Consider the following 20,890-nt stretch of genomic DNA (forward strand, 5'->3'; position numbering starts at 1 on the left):
AAAAACACAGGTCTATGCAAAACCGAAAGGTGAAGTATATGGGCTGACGCCTGCCCGGTGCTGGAAGGTTAAGGGGAGATGTTAGGAGCAATCCGAAGCGTTGAACTTAAGCCCCAGTAAACGGCGGCCGTAACTATAACGGTCCTAAGGTAGCGAAATTCCTTGTCGGGTAAGTTCCGACCCGCACGAAAGGCGTAATGATTTGGGCACTGTCTCGACAATGCACCCGGTGAAATTGAAATACCAGTGAAGATGCTGGTTACCTGCGCCAGGACGGAAAGACCCCATGGAGCTTTACTCTAGCTTGATACTGGGATTCGGTATTGCATGCACAGGATAGGTGGGAGGCAAAGAAGCTACGACTCCGGTCGTGGTGGAGCCGCTGTTGGGATACCACCCTTGCAGTATTGGATTTCTAACATGTGCCCGTGATCCGGGCAGTGGACAATGTCAGGTGGGGAGTTTGACTGGGGCGGTCGCCTCCGAAAGGGTATCGGAGGCGCTCAAAGGTCTTCTCAGAATGGTTGGAAACCATTCGCAGAGTGCAAAGGCATAAGAAGGCTTGACTGCGACACCGACGGGTGGAGCAGGTACGAAAGTAGGACTTAGTGATCCGGTGGTATAAAGTGGGATTGCCATCGCTCAACGGATAAAAGCTACCCTGGGGATAACAGGCTTATCACTCCCAAGAGTTCACATCGACGGAGTGGTTTGGCACCTCGATGTCGGCTCATCGCATCCTGGGGCTGTAGTAGGTCCCAAGGGTTGGGCTGTTCGCCCATTAAAGCGGTACGCGAGCTGGGTTCAGAACGTCGTGAGACAGTTCGGTCCCTATCCGGCGCGGGCGTAGGATATTTGAGAGGAGCTGACCTTAGTACGAGAGGACCGGGTTGGACGAACCGCTGGTGGATCGGTTGTACTACCAAGTGCATGGCCGAGTAGCCAAGTTTGGAAGGGATAAACGCTGAAGGCATCTAAGCGTGAAGCCCCCCTCAAGATAAGATATCCCATAGCGTAAGCTAGTAAGACCCCTTGAAGACGACAAGGTGGATAGGTTAGAGGTGGAAGCACAGTAATGTGTGGAGCTGACTAATACTAATAGGTCGAGGGCTTGACCAAAGAAGGAAACTTCCTAAGTGGTTTAAAATCACTTAAAAGGTTATGGTTAAATATAGATGGATAATGTGTAGTTTTGAAGATATAAAACGAAAACATGAAAAAGAAAAGTTACCTGTTGTCAGGCAACTTTTTTTTGTTTTAAAGTAAAAAAAGTTATTAATAACTTGAATGATTTCGAGTGGTTTATTGAACCGGAAGAACTTGATTAAAATGTATATAACAAGTATTTTGAAATAAATTATAAAATAATAGGGAAAAGTGATGACAACTTTCACATTTTATGCTAATCTATTAATAGTTATATTGGTAAAAATGACGTAAACGATAACTATTTGTCTATAAATTATATTATTTTACTGCAATTGGATATGAAACAAATTTTTGGTAATCTAATGTCAGGATCTGTAACAATCAAAGTAAAAAGGATAGGGTTAGTATGCTGCATAAAACATTGGTTAAAAAATTTTTATCCTTAAATCTGTTTAAGAAATTAATGATCATGTTACTTATAATATCGATCCTCCCAATATTCTTAATTCAATTTATATCATATAAAATAAGTACTTCTACTATTGAGAAGCAGACGAAAGAACTAATTATGGCGAACCTGCAGCAATCCAGCAATAGCGTGGAGGAATTTTTCCATGCGTATGATAAGATTATTATGGATATGTATACAGACAGCAGCTATATTGATAACTTAAAATATATCAATGTTTGGGATTCAAAAAATTATTATTCGGCAAAGCATCAAATAGAAGAAAAACTGGAAAACATCGTGTATGTATACCCGGAAATATTGGGAATAGCCATTGTTGGTTTAAATGGAGATGCTACTTTCTATGACACAGTTACATTATCCGGTGTGGAAAGTTTTTGCTTCGATGTGAAAAATATAAGGACTAATACCATGTTTAAAGATTCCTTAAATGTAAAACATGCTATTTATTCTAATACAATCCGTAAGTCGGATATGAATTATGGAGAAAAAAGTTATTTTTATATAGCACATCAGTTGACTGATTTTAATAATTATGAAAATGGACCAGTCGGAAGTATTATTTTATGTATCGATGAAAGTGCGCTTCGTAATGTTTATTCAACCGGCATGGATTTTAATTCGAATTTGACTTTCCTGGTAAATCAGGAAGGAGATATTATATCTTTTCCAACGGTATCTTATGTGGGAGTGAATCTATATACTGGTTATAACAAAGAGAGTATAGATAAAGCAACAAAGAATTTTTTTACCATAATAATTTTATGGACTCGAAAAGATTGGAAGTACATGTAAGCAGTATTAAAGATGGGGTATTTACGCTTATTAACGTACAGAATTTAACGTATGCATTAAAGGATGTACAGAATATAACCATGATTATTATTTTAATCGGTATTTTAGTGGGAATGATATGTATTTTAGTATCTATGTCATTTGCCGCAAGTACAGATAAAGCAGTTAAGAAAATCATACACGCTATGGGTAAAGCAGATCAGGGAGACTATGATGTACAGATATCCTTAGAAGGCAAGGATGAGTTTGCAAGAATTGCTCATCATTTTAATGACATGATAATTAGAATAAAAGAATCCAATCAGCAGGAAAGAGATGCCTTGGTTCGGGAGAAAAATGCCGAGATAAAATCTTTGGAAGCACAAATCAATCCCCACTTTTTATACAATACTTTAGATGCTATTAATTGGGTTGCTGTTGAAAATGAAGAATTTCAAATCAGCAAGATGCTTATTAATTTAGCTGCCATATTAAGATACAGTATTCAAAAATGTAATGAAATCGTAACTATAGAGGAAGAATTGGAGTATCTAAAAAGGTATATCTATTTGCAGCAGCAGCGGTTTTGTTATTCTTTCCAGTGCATGATTCATATGGATGATGCGCTTAAATGCAGTAGAATACATAAGCTTTTAATACAGCCGCTTATAGAAAATACCATCGTTCATGGATTTCCGGGTAATACGGGTCATGATGAGATAGACTTAATCATTCAAAAGAAAAATGATACCTATATTCAAATCCAGGTAGAAGATAATGGAAAAGGAATGTCACAGGAATTGGCAGAATTGTTTAACAGTTATGATTACAGGAAAGATAAGATTGAAACAAGCATAGGAGTAAGAAATGTAATAACAAGATTAAAACTATATTACGGCGACAATAGTTATTTTCATGTGGATTCAAGTGAGAGAGGGACTACCGTGACTATAATGATACCATATGAAATATAAATAGTAACCAATCATTACCCCGAGAAAGAGTGAAAAGACAAACTTATTCAGAATTTTGAGTTAATCAGCGCAAAACATTATGGAATATGCTCGAATATGCATATTTTTATATATTTATAATGCATTGATGCATATATGTGCTGTTCGACAGAATGGTAGAGACTGAATAGGCACTAGAAAAATATATGTGCATGGCGGAATCAATGTAATGCATAAAGAAAATTATGGTGAATCGGAGGAGATTTATGCGTATTGTCATTGTAGAAGATGAACCTAAAACCAAAGAAGGCTTAATCAATATTATCAACAAATTTACGGATTATGAAATATGCGGTATTGCATCAGATGGATTTGAGGGAATCAATCTGGTTAAGGAGTTAAAACCGGATTTGATCATATCGGATATACAAATGCCCGGTATGGATGGACTAACAATGCTTCGTACACTTGAGAAAGAAGGTATTGCTTTTTATGCGTTAATACTTACGGGGTATTCTTCTTTTGATTATGTCAGGACAGCATTGCATTTGGGAGTGATCGATTATATATTAAAGCCGGTAGATATTGAGAATTTTATATCGGTATTAAGGGATACAGAAGCAAAGATATTAAAAGAAAAGTCTGAAAAAATAAGTTCAGGACAGTTAATCTGGAGTTTAATGACCTGTGAATCGGAAGAAAAAGAACGGTTGATACGCCAGCTTTCAAATCAGTTACAGGCAAATGACAGAATGGAAATCACTTTATTTCTGATAAAACCGGATAGCCTTGATCAGGAGACTGTCGGGGAAATGATTCATTGCATTAAAGATAAGATGAACTCCCTATGTATAATGAATTTCCATGTCGTTCATTTATCTTTTGAATATGGAATACTGTTACTTATTATTGATACCGAAAAAAATAAATTTTTAAAAAAATTATTTTCGGTGCATGTTTTGTCCAATTTAAATAATATAGGCAGCTGTCATTGCAGCTATACTTCCATAATGGGACTGATCGGGCTGGAAAATGCTATGGCTGAATTAAAAAGCCTTTTATCTTATGCTTTTGTTTATGGCAGTGATGTGATTCTGGATAAACATATGGTTGAAAAATTGGAGTTTAACTCAATTAGTTATCCCATGGATTTAGAAAACCGGATACGAAAAGAAATCATTAATGGAAATTATGAAAAAGCATTGAGTATAAGTAATAAATTTAAATCACTTATCATTGAGAGTAATGGAAAGCCGGAGCTTATCCGTGAATATACGGCAAGATTTTCTTCCAGTATTTATAATGTAGCAAAAGAATATAATGATCAATCGGAACAGCAATTAATCTTCCACTATGTAATTAATAATATTATTGAGAGTAAAACAAAAACAGATTTAATCTTAAACTATGAAAAAATTATAAATACCATACTTACCGGTACGGATGAAGAGATGGATATTGATAATTTAACCGTATTGAAAGTGATTAATTTTATCAGGGACAATTATAGAAAAGATATTACATTATCCGAGGCTGCGAATCTGGTAGGTGTAACTCCGGAATACTTAAGTAAATTATTTAACCAGAAAATTAATGTTAACTTTGTTGTCTTTTTAAGGAACTTTAGAATTAGTATTGCAAAGCGTATGATACTTTCCGGAAAATACCGGATACAGGAAGTTGCTGAGCAGGTTGGGTTTAAGGATCCTAAGTATTTCAATAAGGTATTTAAATCCGTCTGCGGCATTTCACCATCAGAGTATAAGAAGGTAATCTAAATGAAAATGTTTCGGATAACTGCGATTTTGTCATTAGGGGTAATGCTGATCTTATTAATTTATGCAGGTAATTATTATAAAAGTTTAAGGGAAACACCTGTAGACAATCAGATAAAGGACAGAAAAGTTTTACGTATATTGGCTCCCTATGAAAATACAGCAAACAGTAAAATGCTCAAGGATATAGCAAACCAGTATTCCAATATTAAAAATAACCCAAGGGTGGAAATAGAGTTTATATCCAAAAACGATTTTAAAAAAGAAATCTGTATGAATTTGGATCAGGATCAATTAGCGGATTTAATATTATGTGACAATTCTATTATGCCTGCTCTGATTAACCTTAATGTGCTTAGAGATATCAGCACTTATATCGATGAGACATCCTTGGAATCCCATTACTATTTGGAACAATGGAATAATACCAGAAGTGATGGTAAATATTATGGAATCCCATTTACCTGTGATCCCTATGTGCTGATTTGGAATAAGAACTTATTTAGAAAGAACAATGTAGCTGTGCCAATAACCTGGGATGATTTAAAAACTGCTGCACGAAAAGCAGAAGAGGTCGGCATTAACGGTATCGGTATTGCTGCAAGGCAACCGGAAGAAATAACCGCTTTTTTTATTCAGATGCTTTACACCACAGGCGGATCGATTCGTGAAATTAACGGCGACGGTGGAATGAAAGTATTTGAATTAATAGACTATCTAAAAAGGAACAAACTGATACCTGAAGAGTGTATTAATTGGAATCAGCTGGATTTAACCAATAATTTTATAGATGGTGAAATAGCAATGATGATCAATAGCCTTAGTGCTTTATCCGTTATAAAAGAAAGTGATATCGATTTTGAAGTAGGAGTAGCCGCAGTTCCGTATGAAAAAAAAGAAAATTATATGTTTCACGGAAAAAACATTGGAATTTCAATAACGGCTGATTATGAAGCTTCCATAAAGTTTCTTAACTATGTAACACAGAAAAGTATTGTAAAACAGATTGCAGAGGAAACAGAAATCATACCCGCGCAAGTAGATGTAGATTATAATTTTGAAAAGGATGGATATGTGGTTAGTAAGGAGTTTATTCAAAAGCAGAAAGAACATGGAATAGCAAAGAGTTCGTTAAATTCCTGGTTTGATATTTCTGCTGCCATATCCGATGGAGTTTATCAATTAATCAGTGAAACGAATCCATCCATTAAAAATATAGCCGATACCATGCAGGATAGAGTAAGGATAGCTATAATAGATAATTGAGGCGGTAATCTACTGCGTTTACATGAAGAATAGTTTTATCGTACTGCCATAGTAGACTGTAAGGAATCTTGCATAGTAAAAGCCCGAGACGTTCATACGCCTAAATGACGCGAAACGGCATTTCTGTGCATATTGTATAACAATTCAGACGTAAGGTTAAAGTAAAAATAAAAAATAGACATATTATAGAGATTAATAATTTACTCCTTTATTAAAAATTTGGAATGTTAGGAAAAGTCCATAAGTGTTAATATGGAAAAGTAACAAATAGATAAATTCTATTAAAGGAGGTATTATATGAAAAAGGTAATGCGCACTAGACTGGCATTCTTTTTAGCTTTTGTTCTTTTGTCCACCATGCTTACAGGCTGTGGAAGTTCTAAGAACACGACGACCGGAACGCAAACAGCTACTGGTACGACGGAAAAAGCTAATACTGAAACGGGGGCTGAGGCAGAACCTGCGCCATCGGGAGAAATGACGGAGGTTGGAACTCCAAGAAATGAAACACTTATCGTTGAATGTCAGTCACCTACTGACACACCAGGACAGTTTAATTCCTACATGCAGGGAACTACCATGGGGTTTGGTATTCACCAGCTTATGTCAGCAATGATGTGGGAAATCGATACTGTTAAAGGTGAACAGTTCGGCGAAGTTGCAGATGGTATGCCGGAATCAAATGCTGATTTTACAGAGCATACAATTAAGATTCGTCAGGGTATTAAATGGTCTGACGGCGAAGATTTAACTGCCGATGACGTTGTATTCACATTTAATATGATTATGACAAACCCTGGTATCACACAGAACGCATATTACAATCAAGTATTTAAATCAGTTGAAAAAGTAGACGATTATACCGTTAAGATCGTTACAAAAGAATCTTTCCCTCGTTTAGCACAGAGATTTGGTGTTACTATCTGGGGTAATGATTTAAGAATCGTTCCGGAACACATCTACTCAAAACAAGCTGATGTTACTCAGTTTAAAGATTCCGATCCTGTCGTTGCAGGTCCTTATACCGTAAAGGCTTATGACGAATTAGGAAAATGGATTCTGTATGAACGCCGTGAAGACTGGAAAAACAGTACAGTTGGTGTTGTAACAGGAAAAGAACCTCAAGCTAAATACGTATGGTTCAGAAATCTTGGCGATGATACTACTCGTCAGATGAGTCTTATCAATAACGAAGTTGATATCCTTTGCGAAGTTTCACCGGAAATGTTAGAAGTTATGACAGCACAGAATCCTAATATTGCTTGCTGGTACAAAGACTTCCCTTATGCTACCAGTGATGACCCTTGTTCAAAAGGTTTAGCTTTCTCTATGGGTAAAGGTGCTCCTTTTGATAATAAAGATTTCCGTTGGGGTGTTGCACTTGCCATGAATTTCGACGAGATATCACAGAACATATTTAACGGTGTAGGCCGTGCGTCACCGTTCCCAATCCTTACAAATACAAGTGCTGGTCAGGAACTGTATGTAAAACCTCTGCTTCCATGGCTGAAAGATTTCTCACTTGATTTAGGTGATGGTACTACAGTGAAACCTTTCGATGAAGGTTACGCAGATAGAATGGCAGAAGTTCTTAGAGGAAAAGGTTATGACATTCCAACAGATCACGATGCTCTTATTGATATGTTTGGTGTAGGATGCTGGAAATACGATCCGGCTGCAGCAGAGAAACTGTTTATTAAAGCAGGTCTTGAGAAAAAAGATGACGGCTGGTATTTTAACGGAAAACCTTTCACATTCAACATGACATATTTAGCAGATACAGAAGCTCAGGCAGGACGTGGTGTTCAGGCTGCTTATGACCAACTTACAAAATTTGGTTTCAAGATCAATCTTGTTAGTGAATCCAGTGCTACATGGGATACCAATGGTCAAACAGGTAATTTTGATATTGCCGGATACTGGCCTACCGGTTTCATAACCAAAGATATCTATTCACAAATCAACGGCTGGGATGCTGACCTTATCGTTCCGATGGGAGAAAAAGGTTCAGGTCAGGGAACACGTTGGAAGAATGACAGAGCTACTGAAATCATTCATGAGTTAGCAAAACTTTCACCAGATGATCCGAAAGCATATGAACTTGGTCAGGAATTTTTCAAAATTTCAATAGAAGAGCTTCCTTTTATTGGTTTCCACTCAGGTGTTAAGTTCGTTCCGACGAATAGCACATATTGGAATAACTATCCAAATTCAGAAAATCCTTATAATGGTCCATGGTGGTGGTGGAGCTGCTTTAAATATATAACAACAGAAATTTCACCAGTTAAATAAAGATTTTTGTACTTATAGTAAAACTTATCAGAAATGACGTATCAATTTTCTGATAAAAGGCGGTGCTTTTACTGCCGTATATCCGATTGCAGAATTTTTGCTTACTGTAATATAGATGTTATTACTGCCTGGTGGCAATCACCGGGCAGTAACAGCATTTAAATAAATTATTTCTTACAAAAAAAGGAGTGAAGCAGTTGAAGTTTCGTAAATATTTCGGTCTAAGATTTTTAACCTACATTTTGACCGTTTGGATTGGTATTACCTTTATATTTTTTATACCTAGAATGTTTCCTTCCGATCCGGTTGAGAACATGATTGGTCAGATTCAGTCCCGTTCCGGTCAGATGGATCCTGCACAAATGGATGCACTTCGGTCACAGCTCAGGGTTCAGTTTGGTCTTGAGGGGTCCTTACTTGAGCAATATGGTACTTTCCTGTGGAACGGGTTATTACATTTTAATTTTGGCCCTTCCCTGATGAGTTATCCTACTCCCGTAGGACAGATCATAGGAATGTATCTGCCTTATACGCTTTTTCTTTCACTGACAACTACCGTCATTGCCTGGATCATAGGTAATATCATCGGACTTCTTGCCGGTTTTAGAAAAAATAAAGTTTCATCCAAGATTCTGGAGGGAATAGCCATATGTATCTACCCTGTTCCCTATTTTATTATAGCCCTGGTACTGCAGATTGTATTTTCATTTGTTTTGGGATGGTTTCCGATTCAGGCTACGATAAACACGCAGGGTAATTTTGCAGTTTTGTTCGCATCTCTCCTTAAAGCATCGATTCTTCCGGCTTTGGCTATGTTGTTAGTAGGGACTGGCTGGTGGATCATATCCATGAAATCCCTAGCAGGTACAACCTCAGAAGAAGATTTTGTTCTCTTCGCCCGTTACAGAGGGCTCTCAGAGGGTAAAATCGGAACCGCTTACGTATTCAGAAATTCCATTCTGACTCAGGTTACCGCTTTGGCAATGAGTCTTGGCGGCGTATTTGGCGGTTCTATTATGACAGAAATTGTATTCGGTTATCCGGGTGTTGGTTCTCTTGTACAAAAGGCTATCCTGATGTCAGACTATAATATGATACTTGGATGTATCACAATTTCTATTGTAGCAATATCGACAGCAACATTGATTGTGGACCTGATATACCCATTTATCGACCCACGTATTCGATACAGCTAAAAGAAAGAGGTGGAAATTGTGAAGAAGTTTTGGAAAAATACGAATTTCAGTTTAAAAGCAGGGTTAATCATGACCGCTTTTTTTGTAATTATTGGTTTCGTAATATATTTTTTACCGCATATCGATCCGTTTACGTTTAATTCTTATCCCAGTAAGTTAGAACCTACGTCCGAACATTGGTTGGGGACCACGAGTATGGGGCAGGATGTTACATGGCTGCTCATTGAGGCAATACATAATTCACTCCTCATCGGTCTGATTGTAGCTACCATTGGTACGGTTGCAGGTGTATTTATAGGACTTCTGGCAGGATTTTCAGGCGGATGGCTGGATCGGGTACTTACCGTTGTAACCGATACGTTTATTGTAATACCTTCCCTTCCGATTCTAATATTGATGACTTCATTTATGAAAGGAACTTCTACGGTTTTTGTAATGGCACTGGTACTGGCTATGTTCGCCTGGGCCTGGCCGAGCCGTCAGATCCGTTCCATGGCTCTTTCCATGCGTGAGAGAGATTTTATTCATACGGCATGGTTTTCAGGAGAGGGCACCGTTCAGGTCGTTGTAACAGAGATTCTCCCCTATGCTCTTACATGGGCACTTTCCAACTTCATGAATGCTACTCTGGCTGCTATAGCTTCCGAATCAAGCCTTGCAGTTCTGGGTCTGTCACCCGGAAATCTGATCTCCCTGGGAAATATGATTCAATGGGCAAGAGACCGTAATGCTATCTTTACGAAGCAGTGGTTCTGGATAGGCTCTCCGATCGTAGCTACGGCTGTAATGTTTATCGGACTGTTTCTCCTCATAACAGGCTATAATGATTATTTATCAAGGAAGAGAGGAAGGTAGTAGATGTTAAAAATAGACCATTTATCCACTTCATATACAACGATAGACGGACCTGTTCATGTTATTAATGATGTGGATTTTGAAATATATGATAATGAAATTTTCGGAATAGCCGGTGAATCAGGCTGTGGTAAGACTACACTTTTAAAAGCTCTGTATGATATTATTGAGTTTCCTCTGGTTGTAGACTCAGGTAAACTTATCCTTAGCGGTCAGAAAAACGGAAAAGATTTTTCATATGAAACTGGCCAAATCAGAAACACCTGGTGGAATAATATTTCATATGTACCACAGGCAGCACAGAGTGTATTAAACCCCATCGTTCCGCTTAAGAATCAGTTTTTGGATTCTATTCCGAAAGCCGATAAAAAGAATGAAACGAAAGAACAGACATTAAAAAGGGTTGCTGCTTATTTAGAAGAGCTCAGTCTTTCTCCGGATTTGCTGAATGCATATCCTTTTCAGCTCTCAGGAGGTATGAGACAACGTGTTATTATTGCATTGGCTACGTTTATGTCGCCTAATGTAGTTCTTGCTGATGAACCTACCACTGCTCTTGACGTTGTTGTACAACGAGGAATACTTATGATGCTAATGCGTCTTCAAAAGCAGTTAAAGAACACCATGGTAATCGTAAGCCATGATATGGGTGTTCATTATCAGATCACAGACCGTATGGGTATTATGTACTCCGGAAGTATGATTGAGCTGGGTAAAACAGAAGATATATTTAATAAACCAATACATCCGTATACAAGGATGCTGGTAGGCGCGCTGCCGCGAGTAGGTGACAAGAGCCAGAAAACAGGTATACCGGGAAGGCCGCCGGCACTCACCAATCCGCCTCCGGGTTGCAGGTTTGCACCTCGTTGTCCAAAGGCAACCGAAGAATGTAAAAAATCGGTACCAAAGTTTCGTGAAGTTGAAAAAGGGCGTTTCGCAGCCTGCCATTTACTGAACAAGGGGTGGTGTAAGATGTCAGAAAAATTACTTGAAATAAAAAATGTGAGTAAATTTTTTCAAATAGGTGGATTGCTCAGCAAAAAGAAACTTACTGCTGTGGATGAAGTCAGCATTGATATCGATGCCGGTAAACCGGTTATCCTTTCCATAGTAGGTGAGTCCGGCTGTGGTAAGTCTACGTTATGTAAGATGATCCTGCGTCTTCATGACCCTGATCAGGGAGACATCATTCTTAACGGAAGATCTTATAAAGATCATAAAGGATATAATCCTTTTCAATTCAGACTGGACGTGCAACCGATATTTCAGAATCCCTATGAATCTTTTTCCATGCGTAAAACAGTGGATACTTATCTGTTTAACACCGCACTTCGGTTAAAGATTGCTAAAAATTATAAAGAAGCTGAAAAGTTAGTTGATGATACACTGAAAAGTGTAGGTATGTCACTTGAGGTAGTAAAGGGAAAATATCCTTCCCAGTTTTCAGGCGGCGAGCTGCAAAGAGTATCCATAGCCAGAGCTCTTATTACCAGACCTAAGCTAATTATAGCTGATGAACCGGTTGCTGCTATTGATGCATCTATGAAGATGAATATTGTAAATCTGTTTAAAGAGTTGAAGGATAAGTACAATGTTTCCTTTATCTATGTTACCCATGATCTTTCGACTGCTTATTATGTATCGGATTATATTGCAACATTATACAGAGGCTGCCTGATAGAATACGGCCAGGCAAAAGAGATCATGGACGATCCGGCACATCCGTATACGGAGCTTTTGATGAATGCAGTACCAAGGGTAGGAGAAAAATGGGATCAGGATTTAGTAATGCCGGATACAGAGGACAAAGAGTATGCAATCACTTATTGCAAATTTGCTCCCCGTTGTCCTTATGCTACGGAGGAATGCAGGAAGACCAGGCCGGAAATGAAAGATTTATCAGCTGGCCGTAAGGTATTATGTTTCCATCCGTTAAATGGAAAAATTGATAAATAATTCAGACTATGTTAGGTTATAATGGTGATATTGATAAAGGTATCACCTGAGAGAATGGAAAGGGGCAGCCTAGCATCATAATTGGATTATAAAAATGGTGCAGAGGAGGAGATTTTGGCAGTAAATCTTTGGGTTATATAATAAGTGGCAAATGATTAATAAACTCCCAAAGTTTCAAAAAAAGGAGAGGTATTACTATGAAGAAGTTATTAAGCTTATTGCTGGTGATTGTAATGGGTTTAACACTAACGGCATGCAGTAAATCAAATTCTGCAGGTAACAAAAATACAGCAGCGACTGACACAAATACAATAGAAAGTACTGTTGGTGCTACACCTACTGAAGCTGCAAAAAGTGTTATAACCGTAACATTCAGGGATGACGGCCAAGGCGAAAACGGTTCAACATGGAAATGGCTGCAAACTGCTTATGACAGTTTTGACAAAAAAGACAGCTGTGAACTAAATATTGCTCCTATCACTGCTTCCGAAGGTGATTACTTTGCTAAAATTGCACTTTCCTTACAATCAGAAGAAACAGCGCCTGACTTAGTGACAGAGGATACTTTCCAGCTTGCAACAGATGTTGAAGCAGGATACCTAACTCCATTAGACGATTATTTGGCAGATTATGCGGACTGGACAGATGGTTCTTATTATGATTCTTTAAAAGAGGGTGTTACTGCTGCAGATGGCAAAGTATATGGTGTTCCGTTTACTACCGATACCCGTGGCTTGTGGTATAACAAAGAAATCTTCAAAAAAGCCGGTTTACCGGAAGATTGGGATCCAAAGACATGGGATGATATTCTTGCCGCTTGTAAGAAAATCAAAGATAGAGTCCCTGATGTAATACCTTTCTGGTGCAACTCAGCTGTAGCTACAGGTGAAGCTACTTCCATGCAAACATATGAAATGCTCCTTTATGGGACAGGAGAAAAATTAATAGATGAATCTACCGGCAAATGGGTGATCTCCAGCCAGGGTATTTTAGATTCCTTATCATTCCTTGATAATATTTATAAAAACAATTTCGGACCTCCATTATCGAAAGTTTTAAATGGCCAGGCTAGTAATACTTCAGCAAGAGAATACTTACCACAAGGTAAGCTTGCAATATCATTAGATGGTAATTGGATTACCGGTAATTATCTGGAAACTGGTGCATCACCATGGCCGGAATATAAAGTTGTATTAGGATTCACTGCGATGCCTACGGAAAATGGTGACGGTTCGGGTACCGTTACATTAGCAGGTGGCTGGGGGTGGTCCATTCCAGCTAAATCCGATAACAAAGACATCACTATGGAATTTATTAAACATTTAATGGAACCCTCCGTTTATATTGATGCTATTATTGAAACGGGCGGCATTGGAACAAGAGCAGATATTGCGGAGGATGAAAGATATTCAAAACAGCCTTTCATAGCTACTGCCACTAAATTCTTACAAGATGCGGCTTTCAGACCTAAGGATAGTAAATATTCTGCAGTTTCCACTAGTATCCAGACAATGGTTGAATCTGTTGTATCCGGTACAAGCCCGGAAGATGCAATGGCAACCTATGCTGTAGATGTAACCAGAACGGTTGGAGAAAATAATGTTGTTTCTAAATAATATATAAGATTCAAGTGGGCGGTATAACGTTGCCAGTTTAGCTGCAACCGGAAACCGCTCATTTTTTTACCAAATTTCTAGAATTTTATGTATAATAATATATAGTAATGCAAGTAATTGCGAAACTCCGATATTGTGCAAATTGACGAACCACAATTTTAAATTGACCTTATGACACCCTAATTCTAAATATATAGTAATAAAAAGAAAGGAGGCTTAAGTGATGAGAGCGGTAAATGCATCTAAGAAAGGCATTTTAGCAGAAGAAGCCAAGAAGTCAGTTTTACTGATTCCAGCTGTAATTATGCTTGCAGTATTCTTTGTTCTGCCAATACTTTTAACGGTTTATTATTCTTTCACAAATCTTGCATTGACCGGGGAAAATGCTAAGACTCTTGATTTTATCGGATTAGAAAACTATGGAAAGTTATTTAAAGATCCATCGGTACAAATCAGTATTTTAAATACACTGATTTTCTTAATAGGAAGTTTAATCGGTCAGCAGGTTTTAGGTTTTACATTGGCTATCCTTATGAAAAATAAAAATAAAATTTTCCGCAGCTTTGCAGGTCCTTGCATATTGGCAGGATGGGTAATGCCGGAGATTGTGGTTGCATTATGCTGCAGTACCTTTTTCATGGATTCCGGTACTTTAAATGCAATTCTGCAATCGATACATCTTAAGCCGGTTGAGTGGTTATATAAATTCCCAATGCTTACGATTGTTTTATCAAATATTTGGCATGGTACGGCATTTTCCATGATGAATTTCCAGTCGGCTTTAGATGGGGTTCCAAGTGATATCGAAGATGCAGCTAAAGTGGATGGAACCGGCAGGTTCCAAAAGTTGATATGTATTATTTTGCCCAATATTAAAAATACAATTGCTACCAATACCATGCTTAATACACTCTCCACCTTAGGTGTATTTGGCTTAATTTATACCATGACCGGCGGTGGTCCGGGAACCAAGACTTTAACATTACCGATTTTTATGTATAAACAGGCTTTTGTAAGTTATCAATTAGGATACGGAACCGCAATCTCTATGATACTTTTAGTTATAGGTATTATTTTTAGTGTTGCTTACACAAGACTTACTAAAGAATAGAGGAGGTGGTATTTTGAATAAAAAGAGATCGGAAAAAACAATTCCCTACCTTATTCTTGCAATTCTCTCTATTACATTTATATTACCTTTATTGTGGGTTATAATTGCTTCATTTGATGCGAATGCTGCACAATCTTTAAAAATACCCCTATTCTGGACAATCGGAAATTATAGGAAAGTGCTGGCGGATCATGCAAATTTAAGGGGTTTTGCAATTGGACTTGTTATTTCACTGGTTCAATCGATTTTGGTAGTAATAATAGCGGGGCTGGCGGCCTACCCCTTATCCAGATACGAACTGCGTTACAGGAAAATGTTTCTTTATACAATACTTTTTATGACATCTTTACCTATGACAACTGTTATGGTACCAGTATTTAAGCTTTTCTTATCCATCGGATTATATGACAGTATTATTGGCGTTATTTTATTTTTAACTGCAACATCCTTACCCTATGGTATTTGGTTAATGAAAAATTATATGGACGGAGTGCCTATTGAGTTGGAAGAAGCTGCTAAGGTAGATGGAGCATCCACCATTACAAGTATAAGAAAAGTTATAGCACCGTTAATGTTTCCGGGTATTTGTGTTACTGCGATATTTACATTCTCCGGCAGCTGGGGTAATTTCTTTGTTCCTTATATCTTACTGCAAACCCTGGAAAAATTCCCTGCATCTGTAAAACTTTATCAATTCTTCGGTAATTACGGAATGGTTGCATATGGTCAGCTTGCCGCGTATTCTGTTCTTTATGCTCTTCCATCCGTTATTCTATATATTTTATCTCAGAATTATATGTCAAAAGGATTTAATTTGGCTGGAGCTGCAAAAGGTTAGATTTCCATAAATCAATGAAACGATTTTATTCAATTGGGCTTTGAATATTTAAGATTAAGACCATGTTAACTTACCATTGTCTGGAATCTTAGTATATCAAGGCCTTTTAACGTTTCATAATATTTTTATTTGGATTTTTGTTTGAATGTGTTATAATAGATAAGATGGTTAACAGAGGGAAAAAGTACAGATAAGAAAGGAAGATAATAAATGGTTTGTAAAGCTTGCGGTAGAAGTTCAGCGAATGAAAATGCGAACTACTGTGAATATTGCGGAACTTCTTTCCGTGAAAATATACCAATCCGCCAGGAGGATTATTCAATAGGAAGAGAACAGAGTACGGAAACAGAAAGTGTTGGAAATGAAAAACCGATTTCATTCGGTAACTGGATGGGAACCATGTTGTTACCTTTCATTCCTATCGTTGGAATTTTTATTTATATTGTTATGATGTTTGTATGGGCTTTTGGAAGCGATACACCAAAAAGTAAAAAAAATTGGGCCAGAGCAAGCCTGATTGTCTCCGTAATTGCTATAATTTTATTTGTATTTATGTTTACATCTACCATGATGGATATTATGAACAGCGGTCTTAGTATTGAAGACTATATGAGCGAATTTTATTGATAAATGAGTAAGAGACAGGTAATTGGGAAACAAGAATAATATAATTATATACGATACAATTAATACAATTTCAGAGCCGAATCTTGCCCAAAAGACAACGAAAGCCAGAAACAAGTATTAATTGTATGGTATATTCAGAAATCTATACGGTTTTGCAATTACCTAACTAAAGTAACAGGATTCTTAACCTAAGATTGTTTCAATTGCATTTAATTCCTCATCCGTAAAAAGAAGATTTTTTAAGGTTTCCACATTTTCTATTATTTGGGAAGATTTGCTTGCACCAATTAATGCAGTAGTAATTCTGCCTCCTCTAAGCACCCAGGCAAGGGCCATCTGTGCCATACTTTGACCACGTTCTTTTGCTATGGCATCCAGTTTTCTTACCTTTTCAACTTTTTCTTCCGTAACAGAATCAGCATTCAAAAATCTGCTTCTGGGATCGGCTGCTCTGGAATCAGCAGGAATACCCTGCAGATATTTACCGGTTAACAGCCCTTGAGCTAACGGGCAAAAAGCAATACTGCCTACTCCGTTTTCATTCAATACATCCAGAAGATCTTCTTCGACCCAGCGGTTAAACATACTGTAGTTTGGTTGATGAATTAAAAGGGGAGTCCCTAATTCTTTCAGAATTTTTGCAGCTTTGGCAGTATCTTTTGCATTGTAATTAGATAAACCAACATATAAAGCTTTGCCGGAACGGACTATATGGTCGAGGGCTCCCATCGTCTCTTCCAAAGGAGTTTCCGGATCCGGTCTGTGATGATAAAAGATATCCACATAATCAAGTCCAAGTCTCTTAAGACTTTGATCCAGACTGGACACCAGATATTTCCTGCTTCCCCAATCTCCGTAAGGTCCCGGCCACATGTCATAACCGGCTTTTGTGGAGATAATTAATTCATCCCGGTAAGGCCTAAATTCATTTTTAAGAATTTTACCGAAATTTTCTTCTGCTGAACCCGGCTTTGGTCCGTAATTATTAGCTATGTCAAAATGTGTAATGCCCAAATCAAAGGCGGTGGTTACCAGGTCCACCATATTTTCATAAATATTAACGGAACCAAAATTATGCCATAAACCCAAAGAAAAAGCAGGAAGCTTCAGACCACTTTTCCCACAGCGGTTATAATGCATACTATCATAACGTTTCTCATTTGCCTGATACATATTCGTACACCTCTTTCTGATTTTTATAATCTAGATTACCGTTCAAACCAATTTCGGGAGATTACAAAAATTCACAGTTCTTTGAACCGGTCCTACAATAAACTTGTTACGTAATTCCCTATTATTACCTTTAATAATGAATTTTATAAGAGTCTTTCATTATAATAAATTAATATTATTCCCCATTGGTATAGAAAACAAGGGGTAAAACCCATTAATGTATGTAGTTTCTTATAGAATTAATAGCGGTCTTTGATAATTTCTGAAAAATTAACCAAATTTAATAATTTTATTACGTCTTTCATATTTTTCATTTCGAATTTCTTAAGGATACTGTTAACCTGGCTTTTAATCGTAGCCTGGGATACAAACCGGGTCTCGGCAATTGTTTTATAACTATTTCCCTCATAAAAACATTTTAATATTTCAAACTCGCTGTTGGTTAACTTAGAAATGATATGAAAGGCATATAATAAGCTTTTTTGCTGGGTTTTTAGGCGGGTAAATTCATCAATGATTTTTTCAGCTATATTCGGCCGCAGCATGAGTTTGTTAATATAGACGTTTCGTATGGAATTAATAATCTGGGTAATGGAATCGGTTTTAACAATATAATCCATTACTCCTGCGCAATAAGCCTGAAATAAAAATTCATCTTCTTCGTGTATGGTTAAAATTACAACTCTGATATTTGGTTTAATCGTTTTAATGGCATTGGTAGCATCAATACCTGCAGTCCTGGTTTCCATCTGAATATCCATAAGAATAACATCCGGATTTAATTCTTTGGCACACTGAATCGCTTCCAAACCGGAAGATGCAATCCCAACTACCTCTAGATCAGCTTCCTTAGATAAAATCATGCTGAAATATTCTCTGATATCTTTCATATCATCAACAATTAAAACTTTAATTTTGTCCATTTGAAATACTTCTCCAATCCGCCTTAAGGCCCATTTCTTAAAAAAACTTTATCATAACATAACAAAAGCGTATTTATGATCTTATTACCTTATGGGAATTGTGAAGCGGGTTTTTAATTCCTCATTTTGCTTTAATTATATTATATTTCTCTGGGCAATAAGATTTCTACGATAGTAAATTCTCCGGGTTTGCTTTTTATTCGAATATGACCGAAGTGTGATTTAATTACTCTATATACATAGGAAAGGCCGATACCCCAATTGTTCTGTTTGGATTTAGTAGAAAAATAAGGACTGAATATTTTTTTTAACATCTTCTTTGGTATACCGCAGCCGGTATCTTTAATGGAAAAATAAATCCACCCGCTGCTGGCATCAACCGTTATATCTATATAAGCCCGTTCACTATGACTGCTGTTAATGGCATCAATGGAATTAGATAAAAGATTGTTTATAACCTGTGTCATATGGTACATATCGAAATTACAGTTAACCGGGGTATAGTTATAATGTCTCGCAAGAATAATATGATCGGGTATTGCGACTTCTTTCAAAGAAGACTCAATAGCATCAATAAAATTATAATTTAAAGTTTTAACCTTTAATTCTTTTATATTATCCAATGCTTTAGAGATAGCATTCATATGATTGTCACTTAATTCCAGGATTTTATGCAGGGTATCTAAACTTGCTTTCGTGCCATAGCCGTTAATTGCCTCTTCCGCTAGTATTTTCATGGTAAACATAATATTTTTATTGGAATGAAGGACATCTTTTAAATTCGAATTTAACATATTCAGGTTTTTCTTAATCGCCCGCTCTTTAAAACCTGCCATAATATTGTTGGATTTATAACGAATCAGTATATATAAAATAATCAGCAGAATAAAAAAGGTCATAACCGGCATCAGAGTAGCATAAAACCTTGGTACAACGCTGATTAGTTTACTTTGCCAGAAAGCTGTTTTAAATACACTGTTTACGGAAGTTTTAAATATACCCGTAAAAAATACAAAAAAGAAAATAGTATTTAACAGACCTAAACATATGGACAGTCCTAAAAGCTGTTCTGAAAAAAAGGTGATCTGGTTTTTTATGTAGTTTTTTAATAAAAATCCAATCGGATAAACCAAATAGATAAAAGCGATACATACCATAATAAAATCAACTGCAGTGATAAAATTTACCCATACTGCCTGCTGTCCGTTATCTTTTAAGGATTGCATAAATAAATATATCCTGTAAGCCGAATCGGGATGATAAAAACAAAAATATAAAATAGGATATGTTATTAACGCTATGTATTTTATGATATGTTTTACATGTTTTACATTGGGATTACTGCTTTTAACACTTCGGTTAAAAGAAAAAGCAAAAAACATAATTGCCAATAAATAAATAAAAATTCCTAAATTCCTAACTATCAGCAGGCTGGATAATGGTAATTTAAAGATTTTACTTATTATTAAAAACATTTTGTATTCGATACTGCTGTAAATAAAATTAGAAGGTACCAGATAATTACTGCTTCTATAGATTTCCATAACTATGGTAAAGATTGATATACTCATGCCAATTATCATTAATATAAATAAAAGTGTATACTTATTTTTGTAATCCCTTATAACGAGAATTACGGAAAAAAGCATCATAATTATGATTGTGAGTGCCATGATTTCTCCTATAATAAAAGTATGGTAGTATTCAGTATTCCTGAGAAATTCTTTGAATTTCGAGTTGATCTGCGCAAAGTATTGGAAAATATGCCCCAATATGCATTTTATGAAACATCTATATTTCTGCATATTTTGTAAGCCTAAATGCAAGCATGCAGTTGCATACCTGCAATGTTTCTTAGAACCGCAGTGACTGCATGGTCACGAAGTAAGTCAATCTATATTCATTTAATAAATT

Annotated in this window: 15 protein-coding genes and 1 rRNA gene (1 of these 16 only partly in view); 13 read left to right on the top strand and 3 right to left on the bottom strand. The window is 36.8% G+C overall.

The features are described 5' to 3' along the window. From Ana3638_RS08410 to Ana3638_RS24635, 13 genes are all read left to right on the top strand, one after another. Positions 1-1,119 (top strand): 23S ribosomal RNA (locus Ana3638_RS08410) (it extends 1,840 nt beyond the left edge of the window). A gap of 436 nt (positions 1,120-1,555) precedes the next feature. Then, positions 1,556-2,413, top strand: a complete 858-nt coding sequence (locus tag Ana3638_RS25000) for a cache domain-containing protein (RefSeq protein WP_246240896.1) — start codon at positions 1,556-1,558, stop codon at positions 2,411-2,413. Beyond that, positions 2,398-3,366: a sensor histidine kinase gene (locus tag Ana3638_RS25005; protein ID WP_246240899.1), complete on the top strand. Its 969-nt coding sequence runs from the start codon at positions 2,398-2,400 to the stop codon at positions 3,364-3,366. Before Ana3638_RS25000 ends, Ana3638_RS25005 begins: the two co-directional genes overlap by 16 nt. Positions 3,367-3,611: 245 nt before the next feature. Next, entirely contained in the window at positions 3,612-5,123 is a 1,512-nt protein-coding gene (locus tag Ana3638_RS08420) for a response regulator transcription factor (protein ID WP_161837623.1), read from the top strand. Further along, on the top strand, positions 5,124-6,386 hold the full coding sequence (locus Ana3638_RS08425) for an ABC transporter substrate-binding protein (protein ID WP_161837624.1): 1,263 nt from the start codon (positions 5,124-5,126) through the stop codon (positions 6,384-6,386). Positions 6,387-6,683: 297 nt separating this feature from the next. Further along, the gene (locus tag Ana3638_RS08430; RefSeq protein ID WP_161837625.1) at positions 6,684-8,678 is read left to right on the top strand and encodes an ABC transporter substrate-binding protein; all 1,995 of its coding nucleotides are present in this window, start codon (positions 6,684-6,686) and stop codon (positions 8,676-8,678) included. Positions 8,679-8,866: 188 nt separating this feature from the next. Further along, a complete protein-coding gene (locus Ana3638_RS08435) occupies positions 8,867-9,874 on the top strand; it encodes an ABC transporter permease (RefSeq protein ID WP_246240902.1) in 1,008 nt (335 codons plus the stop codon). Positions 9,875-9,892: 18 nt separating this feature from the next. Further along, on the top strand, positions 9,893-10,729 hold the full coding sequence (locus Ana3638_RS08440) for an ABC transporter permease (protein WP_246240904.1): 837 nt from the start codon (positions 9,893-9,895) through the stop codon (positions 10,727-10,729). A 3-nt stretch (positions 10,730-10,732) separates the two neighbouring features. Continuing rightward, entirely contained in the window at positions 10,733-12,688 is a 1,956-nt protein-coding gene (locus Ana3638_RS25010; protein ID WP_161837627.1) for an ABC transporter ATP-binding protein, read from the top strand. Positions 12,689-12,885: 197 nt separating this feature from the next. Next, entirely contained in the window at positions 12,886-14,304 is a 1,419-nt protein-coding gene (locus Ana3638_RS08450; protein ID WP_161837628.1) for an extracellular solute-binding protein, read from the top strand. Positions 14,305-14,527: 223 nt separating this feature from the next. Next, the gene (locus Ana3638_RS08455; RefSeq protein WP_161837629.1) at positions 14,528-15,415 is read left to right on the top strand and encodes a carbohydrate ABC transporter permease; all 888 of its coding nucleotides are present in this window, start codon (positions 14,528-14,530) and stop codon (positions 15,413-15,415) included. A 13-nt stretch (positions 15,416-15,428) separates the two neighbouring features. After that, complete coding sequence (locus Ana3638_RS08460; protein ID WP_161837630.1) at positions 15,429-16,253, top strand: carbohydrate ABC transporter permease; 825 nt, start codon at positions 15,429-15,431, stop codon at positions 16,251-16,253. Positions 16,254-16,463: 210 nt separating this feature from the next. After that, positions 16,464-16,880, top strand: a complete 417-nt coding sequence (locus tag Ana3638_RS24635; RefSeq protein ID WP_202621589.1) for a hypothetical protein — start codon at positions 16,464-16,466, stop codon at positions 16,878-16,880. 183 nt (positions 16,881-17,063) lie between these two features. Here Ana3638_RS24635 and mgrA read toward each other — a convergent pair whose 3' ends face one another. From mgrA to Ana3638_RS08475, 3 genes are all read right to left on the bottom strand, one after another. Next, positions 17,064-18,053 carry an L-glyceraldehyde 3-phosphate reductase gene (gene mgrA, locus Ana3638_RS08465; RefSeq protein ID WP_161837631.1) on the bottom strand — a complete coding sequence of 330 codons (990 nt, stop codon included), beginning with the start codon at positions 18,051-18,053 and terminating at the stop codon, positions 17,064-17,066. 239 nt (positions 18,054-18,292) lie between these two features. After that, positions 18,293-18,976, bottom strand: a complete 684-nt coding sequence (locus Ana3638_RS08470) for a response regulator transcription factor (RefSeq protein ID WP_161837632.1) — start codon at positions 18,974-18,976, stop codon at positions 18,293-18,295. Positions 18,977-19,116: 140 nt separating this feature from the next. Next, entirely contained in the window at positions 19,117-20,649 is a 1,533-nt protein-coding gene (locus Ana3638_RS08475) for a sensor histidine kinase (protein ID WP_161837633.1), read from the bottom strand. Positions 20,650-20,890: the final 241 nt, after the last annotated feature.

The organism is Anaerocolumna sedimenticola (genome assembly GCF_009931695.1).
Taxonomy (GTDB): Bacteria; Bacillota; Clostridia; order Lachnospirales; family Lachnospiraceae; genus Anaerocolumna; species Anaerocolumna sedimenticola.

Bases quoted from the DNA above. Each gene is read 5' to 3' on its own strand.
- Ana3638_RS25000 (WP_246240896.1), top strand. From the start codon at position 1,556: ATGCTGCATAAAACATTGGTTAAAAAATTTTTATCCTTAAATCTGTTT.
- Ana3638_RS08420 (WP_161837623.1), top strand. From the start codon at position 3,612: ATGCGTATTGTCATTGTAGAAGATGAACCTAAAACCAAAGAAGGCTTA.
- Ana3638_RS08425 (WP_161837624.1), top strand. From the start codon at position 5,124: ATGAAAATGTTTCGGATAACTGCGATTTTGTCATTAGGGGTAATGCTG.
- Ana3638_RS08430 (WP_161837625.1), top strand. From the start codon at position 6,684: ATGAAAAAGGTAATGCGCACTAGACTGGCATTCTTTTTAGCTTTTGTT.
- Ana3638_RS25010 (WP_161837627.1), top strand. From the start codon at position 10,733: ATGTTAAAAATAGACCATTTATCCACTTCATATACAACGATAGACGGA.
- Ana3638_RS08450 (WP_161837628.1), top strand. From the start codon at position 12,886: ATGAAGAAGTTATTAAGCTTATTGCTGGTGATTGTAATGGGTTTAACA.
- Ana3638_RS08455 (WP_161837629.1), top strand. From the start codon at position 14,528: ATGAGAGCGGTAAATGCATCTAAGAAAGGCATTTTAGCAGAAGAAGCC.
- Ana3638_RS24635 (WP_202621589.1), top strand. From the start codon at position 16,464: ATGGTTTGTAAAGCTTGCGGTAGAAGTTCAGCGAATGAAAATGCGAAC.
- mgrA (WP_161837631.1), bottom strand. From the start codon at position 18,053: ATGTATCAGGCAAATGAGAAACGTTATGATAGTATGCATTATAACCGC.
- Ana3638_RS08470 (WP_161837632.1), bottom strand. From the start codon at position 18,976: ATGGACAAAATTAAAGTTTTAATTGTTGATGATATGAAAGATATCAGA.
- Ana3638_RS08475 (WP_161837633.1), bottom strand. From the start codon at position 20,649: ATGGCACTCACAATCATAATTATGATGCTTTTTTCCGTAATTCTCGTT.